We start from the raw sequence: 18,983 nt of genomic DNA on the forward strand, positions 1-18,983 counted from the left end.
ACAAATTAGAAGAAGAGAAAACAAATGGCATATTTATAGATTATGATCAGGTTACATAGTGATAAAAATCTACATTAGAATAATGTAAATATTAGTGTTATAAATAATACTTTTTGTTTAGTATTAATCTATTTTTTTTCTAAATAAAATGGATAATTTTCACACTTGCGGCTTTTGGTAATTTCACTTTCCTTTGGAATATCAAGAATTTTTTAGCGCTAACAGACTCTTGTAACCTATTGTATTTTTTTTAATTTTTTTGTTATGGTGAAATATAGACCATTTTGTTTGCTGGCCGTAATGCTGCTGGCAAATTTATTCTTGATCAACCCGCTTTATGCTCAGTCGATCATCTCTGGTAAGGTATCGGATCCTTCAGGAGAGGGAATACCCGGTGTAAATATTAAGGTGAAAAACAGTACAGTCGGCACCATCACCGACTTCAACGGACACTATGAACTTGGGGGAGTAAACAAGGGCAATACCATTGTTTATTCATTTGTTGGTTATACCAATAAAGAAGTTTTGATCGGTTCGCAAACGACCGTAAATGTAACCCTCAAAACCGATGTAAAAGAGCTTAGTGAGGTCGTTGTGGTTGGTTACGGGACACAGGAAAAAGTCAACGTAACGGGCTCTGTCTCACAGGTTGGCGACGAAGTACTGTCGGCAGTACCAACTCCTGATGCCGCTGGTGCCTTGCAAGGGCGTATCAGTGGGGTGCAAATTTCCTCCGGTTCTCTGATGCCTGGGGAAATGCCAACCATTCGCGTGCGTGGTGTAACAACGCTCGGTTCAGCCAATGAGCCTTTGGTGGTTATCGATGGGGTGCCTTCCTCTTATGAAAACTTCGGGATGCTTGCGTCGTCAGATATCGAGTCGATTTCTGTTCTGAAGGATGCGGCTTCGGCCTCAATTTATGGTGCGCGTGCAGCGGCAGGGGTTATTTTGGTGACGACTAAAAAAGGGACTGAAGGGGCGACAAAAGTCTCTTATGAAGGCTATTATGGTGTTCAATCCATGACGCGCCGCCCTGAGTATATGGACTCCTACAATTGGGCGGTCATGAACAACCGTTACTCCGCCTACGATGGTGTCCGCAAGATTTTCACAGACGAAGATTTGGAGAAAATCAAGACGCAGTCGGATCCATATCGTTTTGCAAACACAGACTGGATCAAGGAAACCTATAAGTCCACGACCTCTCAGCAGTCGCATTATATCAACATGTCAGGAGGTACGAAGGACACGAAATATTTTGCCTCTGTAGGCTATTTGGATCAGGATGGTTTTTTCCGTGGGCTGGATAATTTCAAGCGTTATAATGCCAAACTGAATGTTACCACCAAGTTGTATAATAAGTTTAGAGTGAGTGGGCAAATGAACTTCACCCGCCAGGAGCGAAATAGCACTGAGGACATGTATCGCGCATCGCAAGCCTTCAGTACACCGGGTGTTGTTCCTGCACGATATGAAGACGGCCGCTATTGTGTTCATTATCCTGGAACAGGCGGCTTCTTTGAGAATTCCCTGTACTATATGGATAACTCCTTCCGTACCACAAAAAGAAACACACTTCAATCATTTGTTTCTGCGGAATACAAGCCCATCGATGAATTAACGATTACCGCTAAATCTTCATTGAACTATTCTAACTACGAGCGTAACTCCTTTACCAATGGTATTGATTTCATTCGTTACGATGGAAACATTCAATCGAACCCAGTGGTATCCCGTGGTGATGAGGCCTGGAACAACAGCCTAAGAATGGTGAATGACTTGGTCGCCAACTATTCAAAAACCATCGGTAAGCATACTTTTGGCGCAATGGCCGGTGTGGCGGAAGAATTCTATAGATATGATCAGATTAGCGCTCGTCGTTCTGCCTTTGCAAATAACGAGTTGCGTGAGTTGGCTGCGGGTTCTCAGGCAGGTCAAATTGGTACCACTACTGCTTTTGACTGGGCATTGCAATCGGTATTCGGTCGTGTAAATTATGCTTACGATGGCAAATACCTCTTTGAAGCCAACCTGAGATCTGATATTTCTTCCCGTTTTGCTCCTGAGAACAGAGTGGGGTATTTCCCTTCAGTGTCATTGGGTTGGAGAGTTTCTGAGGAGCCGTTTTTCAAAAACAATGTGCCTTCAAGCGCTATTTCAGACCTTAAATTGAGAGCCTCTATTGGTACGCTGGGAAATCAGAATGTAACAGGATACTATCCTTACATTCCATTGATTGGTGGTGCTGATTACCCATTCAACAATGAATTGGCTTTGGGTAAAGCGCAGCTTGCTATGACTATTCCGGACATCACCTGGGAAACGACAACCACCTATAACGCAGGTATGGACATCGATTTCTTCGATGGAAAATTAGGGGCAAGCCTTGATGTGTTCAGAAAAGTTACTGACGATATTTTATTGCAATTGCCTGTTTCGGCCACTGCTGGGATGAACAATCCATTTATCAACGCGGGGCAGTTGGTGAACAATGGCTGGGAGCTCGATCTTCGATACAATAACCAAACCGATAATGGTTTTAAATATGGTATTGGCGCCAATGTTTCACAGTTCAAAAATGAGTTGACCGAATTGGCAGGAGCGTATTCTGAATATTCTGATAAATTCCGTCAGGGAGATGCGATCGGTACGATTTACGGTTACCGCAACGCAGGTCTGTACCGCGATCAGGCAGAAGTGGACAGGGATAACGCCAAACGTGCAAACCATGAGTTGAACAACGGTGGTGTCGGACAGTTGAATGACGTTAAGCTGGGTGATCTTAAATTTGAGGACATCAACGGTGATGGCATCATTAACTATAAAGATCAGGTGGATATCGGAAATACGCTTCCTAAAGTCACCTTTGGTTTCAACTTCGATGCAAGTTACAAAAACTGGGACTTCTCTATGTTCTGGCAAGGGGTAACAGATATTGAAGGTTATGTGGGCTTGTCGGTGTATCCTGGAGACGGAAAAACCAGCTTGCGTGATTTTATGTCTGATATGTACCACCCAACAGCCAACCCGAATGGTGCCTATCCTCGCATGTCAGTCAATGGAAATTCTCAGAACAAGAACATCAATGATTTCTGGGTTCAGGATGCTTCTTACTTGCGTCTGAAAAACCTTCAGATTGGATATTCCATTCCAATGAAAAAATATGGGGTATCAAAAGCCCGTGTTTATGTGTCAGGCCAAAACCTACTCACTTTTACCAAATTCGACAAAGGATTTGACCCTGAGCGTGTGGCGATGATGAACGACGATGGATCTTTCGGTGCCGGTGGCTCCAATGTCCGTGCTTCCTTCTACCCAACGGTATCGGTGTATTCGGTAGGGCTTCAGCTTACTTTTTAAACTTAGAATTGCATAAAGATGAAAAAATATATCATAGCAATAATGATGGCAGCAGGAGCAATGTCTGCCTGTTCAGATCTTGACCTCAAACCTCACGATCAATTGTCCGATGAGTCTTTCTGGAGATCGTCTTCAGATTTCGAGATGGCCACCAATGCCGTCTATCAGGATCTTGACGGTCGCATTAAAATGTTCTGGGTGAACAGTCAGGATATTTTCACCGATGCACTCACTGATCTTTGTGGCGGTGGAATTTATGGCAGCGACGAGATTGCCGCAGGGACACTTCAGCCCGACAATGCCTACCTGAATAACATCTGGAACCCGACCTACCGTGGCATTCGACGTGCCAATAATTTCTTTGAAAAGCTCGACAGAGCGATTGCTGAAGGTGGAGTGGACGCCAACGATCCAAAGATCAAGGAATTGAGTGGGCAGGTGAGAATCATTCGTGCATCCTTGTTTTTCCGCTTGGCAAATTACTGGGGTAATGCCCCAATGCCTTTGAAAACGCTTTCAAGAGATGAGGCGAATAGCATTGCGGTAACCTCGAAAGAGGATTTGCTAAAAGAAGCGATCAGTGAACTGAAACTGGCTGGCGAAGAGCTCGATAATTTCAATGGTGAAAACAATCGCTTGACCAAATATTCAGCTTTTGCTTACCTCGTTCGGATTTATATGAGTCAGGAAAATTGGACAGAAGCTTCAAAATATGCCAAGCTGATCATTGATTCCGGTCAGTATGAATTGTACAGTACAGGGCATCCGGAAACCGATTACCGTGATTTGTTTACCCCAAAAGGGAACAACTGTAAAGAGGCCATAGTCGCTCACAACTTCACCAACACGACTTGGTCTTACTCTCATGGTACTTTTGAAGTGGCTTCGATGTGGGGTTTGCAGCGCCCATCTGACCGCTTCCTGGATATGGTACTTTCTGATCAGGGGAAAGTGATCGAATATGTTGACGAGAAAACTGGTGAACCTATCACGCACCTGTTGCCGGAGGATGAATTATTGGCTTCAGCAGTAGGAAAAGAAATCCGTAAAGTGCCTTCCGTTCTGAAAAGGGATCAATATCACCTGATGGAAGACCATAAGGATCCTCGCTGGAAACAAACCATTCTGCCATACAATGGCCTTAAAGCCAATACTTGGAACAAAACAGAGATTGATAATGATGCCGTTGCAGCGCCAGTATTCCTAAAAGGTTTCGACGACGATGCCATTGCAGGTTATTCTTACAACTCACAGAAGCATGTCATTCGTTTGGCGGAAATTTTCCTAAGCTATGCGGAAGCACAAAACGAATTGGGCAATTCGGCGGTAGCGATTGAATATGTGAATAAAGTTCGTGACCGTGTAGGGATGATCAATGTAACAGGCACTTTCAGTAAAGCGCAAACCCGTGAGATTGTTCGCCGGGAACGTTGCGTGGAGTTGATCAATGAAGGACAATTGTTCTTCGATTACAAAAGATGGAAAACTGCCGATGGTAAATCTTACCTCGAAGAGGCGACCAACCGAAATGGTGGTATTCACCCTGTCGGCTATGAGTCGGTGGTGCTTGGTCAGGATGCAGAAGGAGAGCCAATTAAGGGAGTAGATTTCTCTAAAAGACCCAATGACCGTTTGGTAAGAAGTTATACTTCTCCAAGAAATGACTATTGGCCTTTCCCAATGAATGAGGTACAAATCAACCCAAATATGCCACAAAAGGCAGGTTGGTAAAAAATATGACGTTTTGTAAATAGTAGAAATACTATGAATTGAAAGGGAGGCGAAAGTTTCCCTTTCATAATTTTTTAACTGATGAAGAGAATAATACTTTTTTGCTTATTTCCGCTCTTAATTTCCTGTACCAAGGACTGGAAAGATGAGCAGCTGCCGAGTGATGAGCGGGCGGCCTTGTTGGTATCAAAAATGACCTTGCAGGAGAAAGTCCGCCAAATGAACCTCACCCGAGGCGATTATCTCAAAACCGATGGTAAACTTGATCCACAGAAGATTCATCAGCAGGTTGAAGGGCTCGGTATTGGTGCAATTCATGATTTTTATGCTAAAACCGCCGAGGAATATAACACTGTTCAACGAGCAGCTATTGAAGCTTCTCGGCTAAAAATTCCCGCTTTGGTGATGGAAGAAATGCTCCACGGCTATTATGCTTCAGGGGCCACTGTTTTTCCAATGCCCATCGCTATGGGAGCAAGCTGGAGCAAGCCCCTGATGGAACAGGTGGGGCATGTAATTGGTACTGAAGCAAGAACTCACGGGTCGCATATGGCACTTGGGCCTACGCTTGGAATTGCTCGTGAACCTCGTTGGGGACGTGTGGCAGAATTGTATTCTGAGGATACACAGCTCGCCTCTGATATCGGTGGTGCAATGATCAAGGGGATGCATGGCGAATCCTTTAAATCTCCTTATGCCATGATTGCCGGCCCTAAACACTTCGCCGTTCACTCCGCACCCATTACAGGTTCAAACGCTTCGCCGGTACTGCTTGGTGAGCGCACCTCCCGAACAGATTTTCTGCCGGTTTTTGAACGTGCCATTAAGCAAGAGGGCGCTTTAAATGTGATGAGCTCTTATTCTGAACTCGATGGGGTGCCTTGTACTGGAAATCAGTGGTTATTAACCGACATTCTTCGTAAAGAGTGGGGCTTCAAAGGGTTTGTCATTTCCGATCTTGGCGCAATGCGTTTTTTGTGGAATGTACATCATTATGCAGATAATCCTCGTGAGGCGATCCGTAAAGCGGTGGAAGCCGGGCTGGATATGCAATTTTATGATTTTCCGGACTCTATGTTTCAGGCAACGGTGATTGATCTGGTAGAAAAAGGTGAGCTTGACGAAAAATGTGTCGACAGGGCGGCAAAAGGTGTTTTAACGACCAAATTTGCCTTAGGCTTATTTGAACACCCGTATGTTGATCAGGCATTGATCGATAAAACTTATCACAGTAAAGCACATCAGGAAGTCGCTTTGAATATTGCCAAAGAGGGGATTGTATTACTAAAAAACGATGGCATTTTACCGCTCAAAAAAAATAAATACAAGCAGATTGCGGTTTTAGGCCCCAACGCAAAAGAGGCCGTTTTGGGAGGTTACACCATCGGAGATGCAAAAGGAATATCGATTTTGGATGGGTTGAAATCAGCTTCACCAAAAACAAAATTTGTTTATGAAAAGGCTGCGAATATCGTTGCGAGAGGCACTGCAATTCAGCCGCAATACTTGTTCCATGGCAATGGTCAGCCAGGCCTTAAAGCAAGTTTTTTCAACAATATGGAATTGAAAGGCAAGCCTGTTTTGGAGCGTGTGGATCCGAAAGTGGATTTTGAATGGCCTTGGTCTCCTTACCCTGGGGTTGAGGATGATTTCTTTTCTGTGCGATGGGAAGGCTATCTTCAGTGCCCTTCTGATGAAAATGGCTGGATAGGAACCACCTGCGATGATGGGGCAAGAATTTACATCAATGATGAGCTGGTGCTCGATTCCTGGGCAGGTTCATCGCCGATAAAAAAGGCAGCTTACCACTTCAAAAAAGGGGTAAAATATAAACTCCGCTACGAGTATTTCGATCGGCAGTGGCATGCGACAGCCTCATTGCGTTGGTCGCGTACTGATCGGGGTATTGAAAAAGCAGTTCGACTGGCCAAAGCTTCTGACCTCTCCATTATTGTTGTTGGCGAGAATACCAAAACGGTGGATGAGAACAGGGATGTCAGCACGTTGGATTTGTCCGGTAATCAGCTCGAAATGATTCAGGCCGTTGCCAAAGTAGGCAAGCCTTACATTGTAGTTCTACAAAATGGCCGACCACTTTCAACCAACTGGGTGTCAGCTCATGCTAATGCGTTGGTGGAAGGCTGGTTCCTTGGTGAACAGGGCGGAAATGCCATGGCAAAGATTCTTTTTGGCGAGGAGTCGCCATCGGGCCGATTGCCAATTTCTGTCCCTAAAAGTGTTGGGCAATTACCGATTTATTACAACCAGAAACCCACCACCATTCACCGCTATGTAGATCAGGACGATCAGCCACTTTATCCATTTGGTTATGGCTTGTCATATGCCAACTTTAAATATGATCACCTTAAAGTCAAGGTACAGGAAGGGGAGCATGATTTTCAGGTAAACATTAGTGTAGAGGTAACCAATACCTCAAAAGTTGATGCCAAAGAAACCGTGCAAGTGTATGCACAGGATTTATTTGCCTCAGTAACAACTGCGAGAAAATCGCTGAAAGCTTTCGACAAGCAGATGATTAAGGCCGGAGAGACCAAAACTTTCCATTTTATTTTGAAACCCCATGACCTGAGATTGTGGAATCAACAGCATCATTGGACCGTTGAAAAAGGGGATTTTAAATTAATGGTTGGTCATTCGAGTGTTGATTTTCTGTCCACAAAATTTACCATAAACAAAAATTACAAACTGGATTGATATGAAGAAGCTCTTAATATTTATCGTCGCACTTTTATCAGCCTTTGGTGCTCAGGCCCAATGGAAAGGCAAAGAATTTGTACTTGATCCCGACCCCCTGGTGCAGCAGAAGCTGAAAGACTGGTCGGACCTGAAGCTGGGTTTTTTCGTTCACTGGGGCGCTTATTCTGTTGATGGCATGTGTGAATCCTGGCCGATAGTTTCTGAGGATGTTGATTGGCTAACCCCTCACAAGAACCTTAAGGAGTTTAGAAAGTACTATTTCGACCTGCCAAAGAAATTCAATCCGGTAAAATTCAATCCAGAGCAGTGGGCAGATTTGGCAGAAGACATGGGGGCAAAATATTTTGTGTTTACCACTAAGCACCATGATGGTTTTACGATGTGGGATTCTCAACTGACGGACTACAAAATCACCAATCCAGCTTACCCATGCTCCAAATTACCCAAAGCAGATGTTACCAAATATCTTTTTGATGCCATGCGTAAAAAAGGTATGATGATCGGGGCATATATCTCTAAACCTGATTGGCATCACCCTTATTATTGGAGTCCATCTTTTGAGTCTGCCGGCAGAAATGTAAACTATAAAGTCGAACGCCACCCCGACTGGTGGGGTAAGTTTACCGACTTTTGGTTGGGGCAAATCGACGAGCTGATGAGCAACTACGGAAAGGTGGACATTCTATGGCTTGATGGCGCCTGGGCAAATAAAGACAACCAGGGGCAAGATATGCGGATGGATGAAGTCGCGAATATTTGCCGTAGCAAACAGCCGGGAATTATGATTGTTGACCGTTGGGTTGGTGGTAAATATGAAAACTACCGCACCCCTGAACAGTGGATTCCTTCAGAAAGTCAGGATAAAATTTACTGGGAGTCCAACATGACCGTAAACTGCTGTTTTTCTTATCGTTTTGAAGATAGTCCGGAAACAAATGTTAAATCGGGTCGTGAGTTGATCCACAAGTTTGTAGATGTGGTTGCCAAAGGCGGAAATCTACTGCTGAACCTTGGGGCCTCACCACAGGGGTGGTTCAACCCTGAGGAAGTTAAGAGTGTGAAAAATATGGGGCAATGGTTACATAAAAATGGCCAAGCTATTTATGCTACCCGAGCGATTGCGCCTTATGCAGAATCAAATATTCGATATACACGCTCAAAAGATGGACAGAAAGTCTATGCCATCGCATTGCTTGCAGAAAATGAGCATCCGTCGAAGGTCATGTTACCGGGGTGCCTGGCATCAAAAAATGCCAAGTTATTTGATGTGGCAACGGGGAAAAGATTATCATTCTCCCGACAAGGAAACGCCACCCTGGTAAATGTGCCAAGAAAAAAAGGGACAGACAATTATGCGATTGCTATTGAAATCAATGGTATTGAAAAAATGGCCGGAAAAAGTTACGGCAAATCTCAGCACGCAAAAGACGCCGAAAACCGCAACCTTTAAGCGCGTGTTTTAAACTTAAATCTTTCAGTAGGAGGGAAAGTTTATCAACTCACGCCAATGAATTAACCAAGATCCCTTCTGATAAACAGAGGGGATTTATTTATTTTTTAATTGACCGAATATGTATAAAAAGTTATCTTTTTTAACGCTTTTATTGCTGTTGTTTTCCAATATTTTGGTAAAAGCTGACACCCCCGAAAAGGATCAGTACAATCAGCGAATGCAATGGTTCAAAGATGCCAAATTGGGGATTTTCATTCACTGGGGCTTGTATTCGAAGGGTATTGACAGTGAGTCGTGGTGTATGTATCACAAAAAACGAAGCTGGGAAGAATACATGACCCAACAGGCTAAAGATTTTACCGCCGCCAACTATCAGCCGGAAGAATGGGCCAAACTTTTTAAAGAAGTCGGTGCGGACTATGCCGTAATGACCTCCAAACACCATGATGGTTTCGCCCTTTGGGACACCAAGTATTCAAAAATAAATGCCAAGGATTTTTCTGCTGCCAAGCGGGATGTCTACACCCCATGGGTGAAGGCCATCAGAAACGCAGGCTTGAAGGTCGGGGTTTATTATTCTTTATGTGATTGGTCACATCCGGATTACAGCCCAATCACTTTTGATCGCCCTGAAAAGAAGCTTCGGAAGCTATATCCACAGCAGCGTGCAGAGCGGTACCTGACCCCTTGGCAACGCTTCACGAAATTCAATTTTAATGAGATGCACGAACTGTTTGAGCGCTACCAGCCAGATTTGGTTTGGTTTGACGGCGACTGGGAACATAAAGCAGATGAATGGCCTTCACGTGTTGTAAAAGATTCCCTTTTATCATGGAACCCTAAGGTGATCGTTAACTCAAGGTTGAACTGGTACGGAGATTACAATACGCCGGAACAGGACCCACCAGTAATTGCGCCAGACCGCCCTTGGGAGTTGTGCCTGACCATGAACGAATCATGGGGATATCGTGCAGATGACCATGATTACAAATCTGCGAAGTATTTGATCGAAACTTTTGTGCGTTCCGTAGCCAAAGGCGGAAACCTGCTTTTGGATATTGGGCCGAAAAGTGATGGCACTATTCCCAAGCCACAAGTTGAATTATTAAAAGAAATTGGGCAATGGTATCAAACCAATGGCACCGCGATTCGCAATACCGAAGCGGGGATTCCTTATGGCCACTTCGATGGTGAAACGACGCTCTCCAAAGACCATAAAACCATTAACCTCTTCTTAATGGGAGGCTTGAAAAATTTCACTACTTTACGTGGGGTGAAGGGTGAGATCGAAAGCATAAAAGTCCTTGGCAGCAATTCACCGGTCAAGTATAAAGTGATTGATTCTGCCCCGTGGAATGACATTCCCGGTATCATTCAAATATTTTTTGATGACGTCAAAGAAGACCCTTATGTAACGGTGGTATCTGTTACTTTTAAAACACCTATTTCTTTATATCGAGGGATAGGGCATGCTGTCGAAATGAACGATTAATTTTTTTGAGATGAAGTATATTTTTGCAAGCCTGTATTTGCTGATCTTGAGCACGGCTGCTTGGGCTCAGCATACCCCCGACTGGGAAAATCAACATGTTTTTGCGGTCAATAAGGTCGCGCCTCATGCCTCATTTTTCAGCTATGAAAACGAAAGAGATGCGCTGAACGACCAGCAAGAGTGCAGCAAGTATTTCCAGAGCCTGAACGGTAAGTGGCATTTTCATTTGTCAAAAACACCTGAAGAGCGTCCGGAGGATTTTTATAAATTAGGATATGATGTCTCAGGCTGGGATCAGATCAAAGTGCCAGCCAATTGGGAAATTGAAGGCTACGATACCGCCATTTATGTGAATACCACTTACCCTTTTTGGCAAATAGCCAAGCAGCAACCACAGCCGCCTTTAATTCCTGAAGGCTATAATCCTGTGGGTGCTTACAAAAGGTCTTTTGAGGTGCCTGCGGACTTTACGGGACGCGAGGTATTTATCCATTTTGGTGCAGTAAAATCGGCCTTCTATATTTGGGTAAATGGCAAAAAAGTGGGGTATAGCCAGGGCTCAAAATTGCCTGCTGAATTCAATATCACCGATTATATCCATAGCGGAAAAAATGAGGTGGCTTTGGAGGTTTACCGTTGGTCTGACGGCAGTTACCTTGAGTGTCAGGATTTTTGGCGTATCAGTGGCATCGAGCGGGATGTTTATCTTCAGGCACGTCCGAAAACAATGATAGAGGATTTGCACTTAAAAGCGGGGCTGGATGAAAAATATACCGATGGTATTTTGGACTTATCCGTGAATCTGAAAAGTTTCAGGGGGCAACGCAAGCAAGCCGTAAACCTTCATGTTCAGTTGCTTGATGCGGATCGTCATTCTATGAGAAGCTGGCAAAAGAAAACAGTTTTTGCTGGGGAAACCCAACTGCATATCCATGAGCAAATTCAGGGGGTGAAACATTGGTCGGCAGAACAACCGAACTTATATCATTTGCTGGTGACCCTTACCGATCGGCGGGGAGTGGTATTGGAGTCCACACATCAAAAGGTAGGTTTCAGAAGTTCGGAAGTTAAAAATGGTCAGTTTTTGGTAAACGGTCAGCCGGTGCTCATCAAAGGGGTAAACCGTCATGAACATGACCCAGATCACGGGCATGTGATCAGCAAGGCCTCCATGTTGAAGGATATTCAGTTGATGAAGGAAAACAATATCAATACGGTGCGTACCTGTCATTACCCTAATGATCCGATGTTTTATCGATTGTGTGATGAGTACGGTCTGTATGTTATTGATGAGGCCAATATTGAGTCGCATGGTATGGGTTATGGTGAGCGAAGTCTTGCCCATGATACCACCTGGCTGGCGGCACATATTGACCGTACACGCCGGATGTTTGAGCGGGATAAGAACCATGCTTCCGTCGTGATCTGGTCGCTTGGAAATGAAGCCGGAGATGGCATCAATTTTCAGAAAACTTACGCATGGCTGAAGGAGCATGATGATAGTCGTCCTGTGCAGTATGAGCGTGCAGGGCATGAGGCACATACAGATATTTATTGCCCCATGTACATGAGTCTCAAAAATACGATTGAGTATGCCAAGACGAATCCTGCTCGGCCTTTAATTCAGTGCGAATACGCCCACGCAATGGGGAATTCCTGTGGCGGGCTGCAAGATTATTGGGACGCTGTACATCAATATAAAAGCCTGCAAGGTGGCTGTATCTGGGATTGGGTGGATCAGGGCTTGCGTGAAAAAGATGCTGATGGCAATGAATATTTCGCCTATGGCGGTGATTATGGCACTAATATGCCCTCAGACAATTCTTTTTGTATCAATGGGTTGGTTAATCCAGACCGCAAAGCGAACCCACAGTTACACGAAGTGAAAAAGGTATATCAGTCGGTGGCTGTTACTGCTGACGATTTATCCTCCATGATTTTTACGATTGAGAATCAGCATTATTTCACAAACCTGAATGAATTTGAGCTGGTTTGGTCCGTAGAAAATAATGGTGAAGTTATCAGGCAAGGAACAAAAACCATCGCGCTGGCACCGCAGCAGCAAAAGCAAATTCAGCTGAAAGAGGCGAAGGTAACTGGCCGGTCGGGACTGACGACCCTCACCTTTTCATTTCAGACGAAAGAACGAAACGGGCTGGTGGCTAAGGGCACTACAATGGCCTGGGATCAGTTTATTTTATCTGAGGATGAGCCGGTAGCCTCAGTACAAAAACAGACACCTCTTGAGTGGTCGGAATCGAAAAAATCACTGAATGTCAATGGCCGCAACTTCAGTATGGTGATTGATAAGCACGCCGGGCAAATCGTCAGCTACCGCCTACAAGGGCAGGAGTGTTTCGTGCAGGGACCGTCATTGAACTTTTACCGTCCACTCACCGAAAACGACATCCGTGATGGTAACGGTGGAAGAGTGTGGAAGAATTTCGGACTGAACCAACTGGTTCAACAGGTGAGTGGAAACATTACAGCGACCAAGCTTGAAAATGGCCTCCTTCAAATCTCGGTGCCGCTTGAGCTTCGCAACGATTCCCTGAAAACGTTCATCAATGTCCGCCAGCAATATTTAATTGATGCAGGTGGTGCCGTGGTTCTTCAAGCGAATATTCAGCTACCTGATGGCTTGAATTCTGTGGCAAGAGTAGGTTATCAGTCCAAAATAATCAAAGCGATTGATCAGTTACAGTGGCTGGGCAAAGGTCCCGTAGCGACTTACTCCGACCGTAGTTCTGCCGGGAAAATTGGGCTTTATGGCGGAGATATTCACAGCCTTTATGATCATAATATGGTGGTGCCTCAAGACAATGAGAACCGATCTGAAACACGCTGGATGACCCTCACCGACAGGGAAGGAAATGGCTTGATGATGCAGGCGAATGAGCCTTTTAATTTCAGTGTTTATCCTTTTGATGACCAGGATATTGATAAGGCAAGACATATGAATGAATTGAAAGAATCCGCTTTCAATACCATGAATATTGATCAAAAGGTGGCGGGACTTGGAACGGCAACTTGCGGGCCGGGCATTGAGGACCCTTATTTGCTGAAAGCTGGAGCATATCAGCTGAGTTGGTCATTTAAACCCATAGATTTGAAAAAGACAACAGCCCAGGCGGAGGGGCTTGAAAATCCTTGTGCAGAGGTATCGCCGGTGGTGTTAAACTTACCGAAGATCAGCCGTGATCAGGCGGGTTGGGTAAATATGGTATCGACAAAAAATCAACGTATTTATTTTTCAATTAACGGAGGTGTATTCAAGCGATTCACCAAACCATTTCAGTTGCAAAACCAGGCACTTATAAGTGCTTACTGTTTGGAGGGCCGAAGTAAAGGACAGCTTGTTAAAGTGGCTTTTGGGCAAAATAAAGTCAACTGGAAAATTCAGGAGGTAAGTAGCGCTAATCCGTGGAACCTGGCCAAGCATGCTATCGATGGGAAAGCGTTTACTTACTGGCAGTCGGAAAACCAACCACCTGCCTCTGGGGAACATTTTTTGGTGGTAGATATGGGGGATACCTTTCAGGTCAACCAGCTGCTATACACGCCTAAATATTACAGTGCGTATGGTCGGGTGATGCGTTACACTTTACTGTTGAGTGAAGATGGTAGCCACTGGAAAACCGTTATTGCTGACGGAGAATTTCAGCCCACTTTATACGCACAGCAACAGCCATTTGCAGCCACCTCTGCAAGATTTTTTAAAATGATAATCCATTCCACAGGCAAGGAAAGTAATTATGCCGCTGTTGGAGAAATTGGATTACACATTCTTGAACCTATTCAATGATGATGATGAGAACGTTTTTAATTTTATTGTGCTCGTTAATGAGCGTGTCGGCAATGGCACAACAGACACAAAATGTGGTATTGGTTACCTTGGATGGTTTGCGCTGGGAAACGCTGTACCGAGGTCTCGATCAGCAAATTCTGAAAGACAAGCAATCGACTTCCTCTCCCGAAAATATGGTGGAAAAATTTGGTGGTGATCGAGTAGAGAGTCGGGCAAAAATTTTCCCATGGGTATGGTCTACGGCCGTTCAACAAGGGCAACTTTATGGCAACCGTGATCGCAATGCCTTTTGTTCAGTAACCAATCCTTACGCTATTTCCTATCCTGGTTACAGTGAAATGATTACCGGTTATGGCGACCCGCGTGTAGATAGTAATGCCAAAGTGGATAACCCTAATATCTCAGTTTTTGAGGTCGTTAATAAGACTAAAAAATTCAAGAATAAGGTGGCCGTATTTGGTTCTTGGGAACGTTATCCCGAAATATTTAACAGCAAAAGAAGTCATATTTTTGTAAACGCTGGCTTTACCAAATTTGAATCCGATAATTTTACTGATCAGCAACTCTTCAGCATGCAGGATAAGCTTACAGGCCCATGCGGATGTTGTCGCCAGGATGCACTGACTTTCGCGTTGGCAAAATCTTATATCAAGCAGCATCAACCAAGATTGTTGCAGGTATCTTTCAATTTAACTGACGAATATGCACATGCAGGCAGCTATAATCGCTATATTGAGATGGCACATAATTCTGATCTGATGATTGGGCAATTATGGGATTTTATGCAAAATATCAAGCAGTATAAAGGTAAGACCACTTTCATCATCACCACCGATCACGGCCGGGGAATGTCGCCTAAGAGCTCTTGGCGCGACCATGGCGTAAGTGCGTTGCCTGATGCCGCCAATACATGGATGATTGTGTTGGGCCCTGATACAAAAACTACCGGTGAGATGATCGATACCGAAATTCATACCAATCAAATTGCAGCAACTATCGCTCAATTGTTGAAAGTTGATTATCAGCCTCCGTTTGAAATTGGTGCTCCGATCTCCAGTGCTATTCAATGAGACCTTTAAATAAAGAAGATGAAAAAACTACTATTAGGTTTATTATTTGTCGCAACAATGGGCTGTAATCAGCAGCCCATACACGCGCCCGAAATCCTGCTTACCCCTGAGCCGGTGAGCCTTCATACACTCGATGGTGCAAGCCTTCAGCAGAAAACTGAAATTCGCTATCAACAAGATGATTCCCAAAAAGATGAGGGTTATCAGCTTGTTATAAACAATGGGGTAGCGACGATCAGGAGCAAAGATGAGCGGGGAAAATTTTATGCCCAACAAACCCTGAAGCAACTCCAGTTTGCACAAGATGGAAAAGCATATTTGCCCAACTGTGAAATTACCGATTATCCCCGCTTCGGTTATCGTGGATTTATGCTTGATGAGGCACGGCATTTCTTCGGAAAGCAAACCGTAAAACTGTTGCTCGATTATATGGCGGCCAATAAACTGAATAAATTTCATTGGCACCTGACGGATGATCAGGGGTGGAGAATTGAGATCAAGAAATACCCTAAACTGACACAAGTGGGTGGTTTCCGAGCGGGCACACAAGTGGGGTGGAAGCCTGATATTTTTGACTGTGAGACTGACGGAAAACGCTATGGAGGGTTTTATACCCAGGAGGACATCAAGGAAATTATTGCCTATGCGGCCAAGCTGCATATTGATGTGATTCCAGAAATCGATATGCCCGGACACATGATGGCAGCCATGACTGCCTACCCGGAGCTGGGGGAAAATAAAGATTACAAAGTTCGTCAGTATTGGGGAATTGCCCATGAAGTGCTTGATGTTTCAAAACCTGAAACTGTGCAGTTTGCCAAGGATGTACTGACAGAAGTGGCGCAATTGTTCCCTTATCAGACGATCCATATTGGGGGAGATGAGTGCCCGAAGGAGCAGTGGAAAAAGAGTAAGTCTTGCCAGGCTTTGATGAAAAAGCTGAACTTGCCGCATGAGGAAGATTTGCAAGCATGGTTCATGAAAACCATGGAAAAGCATGTCAAACAATATGGTAAATCTATTGCTGGCTGGGATGAAATTCTTGATGGTAATATCAGCAATACCGCAACGGTTTTTAAATGGAGATTTTGGACAAAAGAGGATAATGCTGTGGTTGGTGCACGTCGAGGGAATCCGGTAATCCAGTGCCCGAATAACCGTACTTATTTTGACCATTACGCCACTGCTGAAAAGGACAAATATGAACCGCTTGGTTTTCCAGCTGTAACGCCTATTGACCGAATATATAACTGGAACCCGATGCCCGCAGCGCTTGAACCGCAATATCAGGATAAGATTAAGGGGGTGGCCGGAAACCTGTGGACCGAGTATGTAACCTCAGAAAAGACCCTTTGTATTCGAGTTTTCCCTCGCATGCAAGTATTGGCGGAAGTTGCCTGGAGTCCTCAGCAAAATCGTAAAGTTGGAAAGATGAACCGTAAGCTGAGCAAGCTTTTCAAAACCCTCGATGCAGCAGGTGTGCCCTACAATGAAATCTATATTCAGAAGGGGCATGAATTAATTGCCGGAAAATAAGGGTTTAAAATTCTTTCATTTTCAGACCGCAATTTGTGCAATTTAAATTTTTTTCCCTGCACTCAAAACATCTGTGCGAGCTATCAAGTACTTCCATGAATCTTGTCAAGGGTATTCCTGTGCTGTGTCTGCGGCAGGAACAATCTGCCCTTGACAGGTTCAGAGGAAGTACTTTCTTTTTGGATACTGTTGAGTGGGGCTGTGATCAGAAAAAATCAGAAGGGGATTCTTTTTCCTATTTGCAGCTTCAAAATGCCCACTTCCATTTTTTATAGGAAAACAAATAGGCACCCAACCAGCCAATAAAACCACCTATGATAACCAAAAATAGTCGCTCCTGCATGAGCTCCTGTGTTAAAGGCCCTATGACGGTTTGGTTGGCACTGCAAATAATTAGGGTGACGGGCGTAGCGACAACCATGGTCAGCAAATAATTTCGGAACAAGAAAAAGACAAGAAAGAAAACGGACAAAGAGAAAATGATCATCGCCATAATCGGGGAGGTCATTAATTCCAAAATAGCTGGGCTGATTAATAGACCGATGAAGGTTCCGGTTAGTCGATTCATGAGTCGCTGTGAAATATGAGAAAATTCCATTCCCTCTAAAACAGAAAAAGCGGAGATTGGCGCCCAATATGGCCGAATGTCGGCGATGCCATCTCCTGCTAAAAAGGCTACAGGAACGATGATGGCCAAAGCACCCACGTATTGCCAATTGATAGGCTCAGAGATGGTTTTTTCGGTCATTTTTGAGCATGCCAGATAATGGTAAATATACGAGCCGAGCATCGCAAAAAACGTTCCTGTCAGTATATACCCAATGGAAATCAAGATCAGCTGATAGTTGGTTTCATCGATTCGGGAGTAGGTCCCGACCATGAAAGCAATAAAAATAAAAAACTGACCGGGAGATTTAAACCTTGCCCAATACGCTAATTTATAGATGAGATAAATAACTGGTGGAATAATGAGAAACAGCACCCCTTTGTAAGGGCCAAGCTGTACCCCTAAGCCGAAAAAGGCGGATAATAAAACCCCCGACAGAAATACCTGACGCATTTTTTCGGGCAATGACGCCTTCATCGATTTTAGAAATATAGTAAGCATGCCCACCACGACCAGAATAGCCACCTGGAGTTGCTGAAAATAGATGCCAATGACGAAAGGTAAACTCAGGCTGAGTGCATAAAATAGTTGAGTATGCCATTGGTTATCAGTTTTGTTGAATCGAAGATGGCTAACGAGGTACGTTTTAAGTTTTGTAGTGAAATTCATGTTGTCAAAAAAGGATACAATTAATGTTTTTTATCTTATAATCAATCATCGGTTTCATGAGCAATTAAAAAGATGACGGTACAAAGTAGCCTATGCTACCCTGTAAATTAATAACAACACAAAGGTCAGCTCATTTTTTCGGTATTAGTTGCATGTTCTGCGCAAGTTTCAGCACGAAATGGTCAAGTGTTGGCTTGGGAACACGCGAGCTATTCAATATCAGTAAGGTATGAGCTCAAAATCCACTAACCTGTAAACCGATGGAATTTAAGACGGAAGGCTTTCTGGCCAAGGATTTAAAAATTAATTTGGAAGGGAATAAGAGGAAAACCCACGAGCCCGTGAGTTTTCATAGCTGTGAATAGCAGGAGTATTTATCTTTTTAGGCAGTGGCACAGGTCATGGCGGTAAACAGCGTGATGATGACGACGATGATTTATTTAAGAAAAAGCGGAAGCGGAGAGCGATGGATTTTGGAGTGGAGATGTAGGTATAATCAATCATTCAGGAATCGTAAACACATCATTTCCCCAAAATTC

9 protein-coding genes are annotated in these 18,983 nt (G+C 44.2%); 8 read left to right on the top strand and 1 reads right to left on the bottom strand.

Annotated features, from left to right (window positions below; all coding sequences use genetic code 11):
* Window positions 1-264: 264 nt before the first annotated feature.
* The 8 genes from AABK40_RS17500 to AABK40_RS17535 all read left to right on the top strand — a co-directional run bounded on the left by AABK40_RS17500 (window position 265) and on the right by AABK40_RS17535 (window position 17,168).
* The gene (locus AABK40_RS17500) at window positions 265-3,360 is read left to right on the top strand and encodes a SusC/RagA family TonB-linked outer membrane protein (protein WP_332922276.1); all 3,096 of its coding nucleotides are present in this window, start codon (window positions 265-267) and stop codon (window positions 3,358-3,360) included.
* 18 nt (window positions 3,361-3,378) lie between these two features.
* Window positions 3,379-5,091: a RagB/SusD family nutrient uptake outer membrane protein gene (locus AABK40_RS17505; protein WP_332922275.1), complete on the top strand. Its 1,713-nt coding sequence runs from the start codon at window positions 3,379-3,381 to the stop codon at window positions 5,089-5,091.
* An 81-nt stretch (window positions 5,092-5,172) separates the two neighbouring features.
* Complete coding sequence (locus AABK40_RS17510) at window positions 5,173-7,806, top strand: glycoside hydrolase family 3 protein (protein WP_338398777.1); 2,634 nt, start codon at window positions 5,173-5,175, stop codon at window positions 7,804-7,806.
* A gap of 1 nt (window position 7,807) precedes the next feature.
* On the top strand, window positions 7,808-9,259 hold the full coding sequence (locus tag AABK40_RS17515; protein ID WP_338398778.1) for an alpha-L-fucosidase: 1,452 nt from the start codon (window positions 7,808-7,810) through the stop codon (window positions 9,257-9,259).
* A gap of 121 nt (window positions 9,260-9,380) precedes the next feature.
* The gene (locus AABK40_RS17520; RefSeq protein ID WP_338398779.1) at window positions 9,381-10,754 is read left to right on the top strand and encodes an alpha-L-fucosidase; all 1,374 of its coding nucleotides are present in this window, start codon (window positions 9,381-9,383) and stop codon (window positions 10,752-10,754) included.
* 10 nt (window positions 10,755-10,764) lie between these two features.
* Window positions 10,765-14,559 (top strand): beta-galactosidase, LacZ type, encoded by a 3,795-nt coding sequence (gene lacZ, locus AABK40_RS17525; protein ID WP_338398780.1) that lies wholly within the window; start codon window positions 10,765-10,767, stop codon window positions 14,557-14,559.
* Between the two features lie 53 nt (window positions 14,560-14,612).
* On the top strand, window positions 14,613-15,632 hold the full coding sequence (locus AABK40_RS17530; protein ID WP_338398781.1) for a sulfatase-like hydrolase/transferase: 1,020 nt from the start codon (window positions 14,613-14,615) through the stop codon (window positions 15,630-15,632).
* Window positions 15,633-15,650: 18 nt separating this feature from the next.
* A complete protein-coding gene (locus tag AABK40_RS17535; RefSeq protein ID WP_338398782.1) occupies window positions 15,651-17,168 on the top strand; it encodes a beta-N-acetylhexosaminidase in 1,518 nt (505 codons plus the stop codon).
* A gap of 247 nt (window positions 17,169-17,415) precedes the next feature.
* On the opposite strand, the gene AABK40_RS17540 is transcribed toward AABK40_RS17535, so the two are convergent.
* Window positions 17,416-18,444: an FUSC family protein gene (locus AABK40_RS17540; RefSeq protein ID WP_338398783.1), complete on the bottom strand. Its 1,029-nt coding sequence runs from the start codon at window positions 18,442-18,444 to the stop codon at window positions 17,416-17,418.
* Between the last annotated feature and the right edge of the window lie 539 nt (window positions 18,445-18,983).

Source organism: Persicobacter psychrovividus (genome assembly GCF_036492425.1).
Classification (GTDB): domain Bacteria; phylum Bacteroidota; class Bacteroidia; order Cytophagales; family Cyclobacteriaceae; genus Persicobacter; species Persicobacter psychrovividus.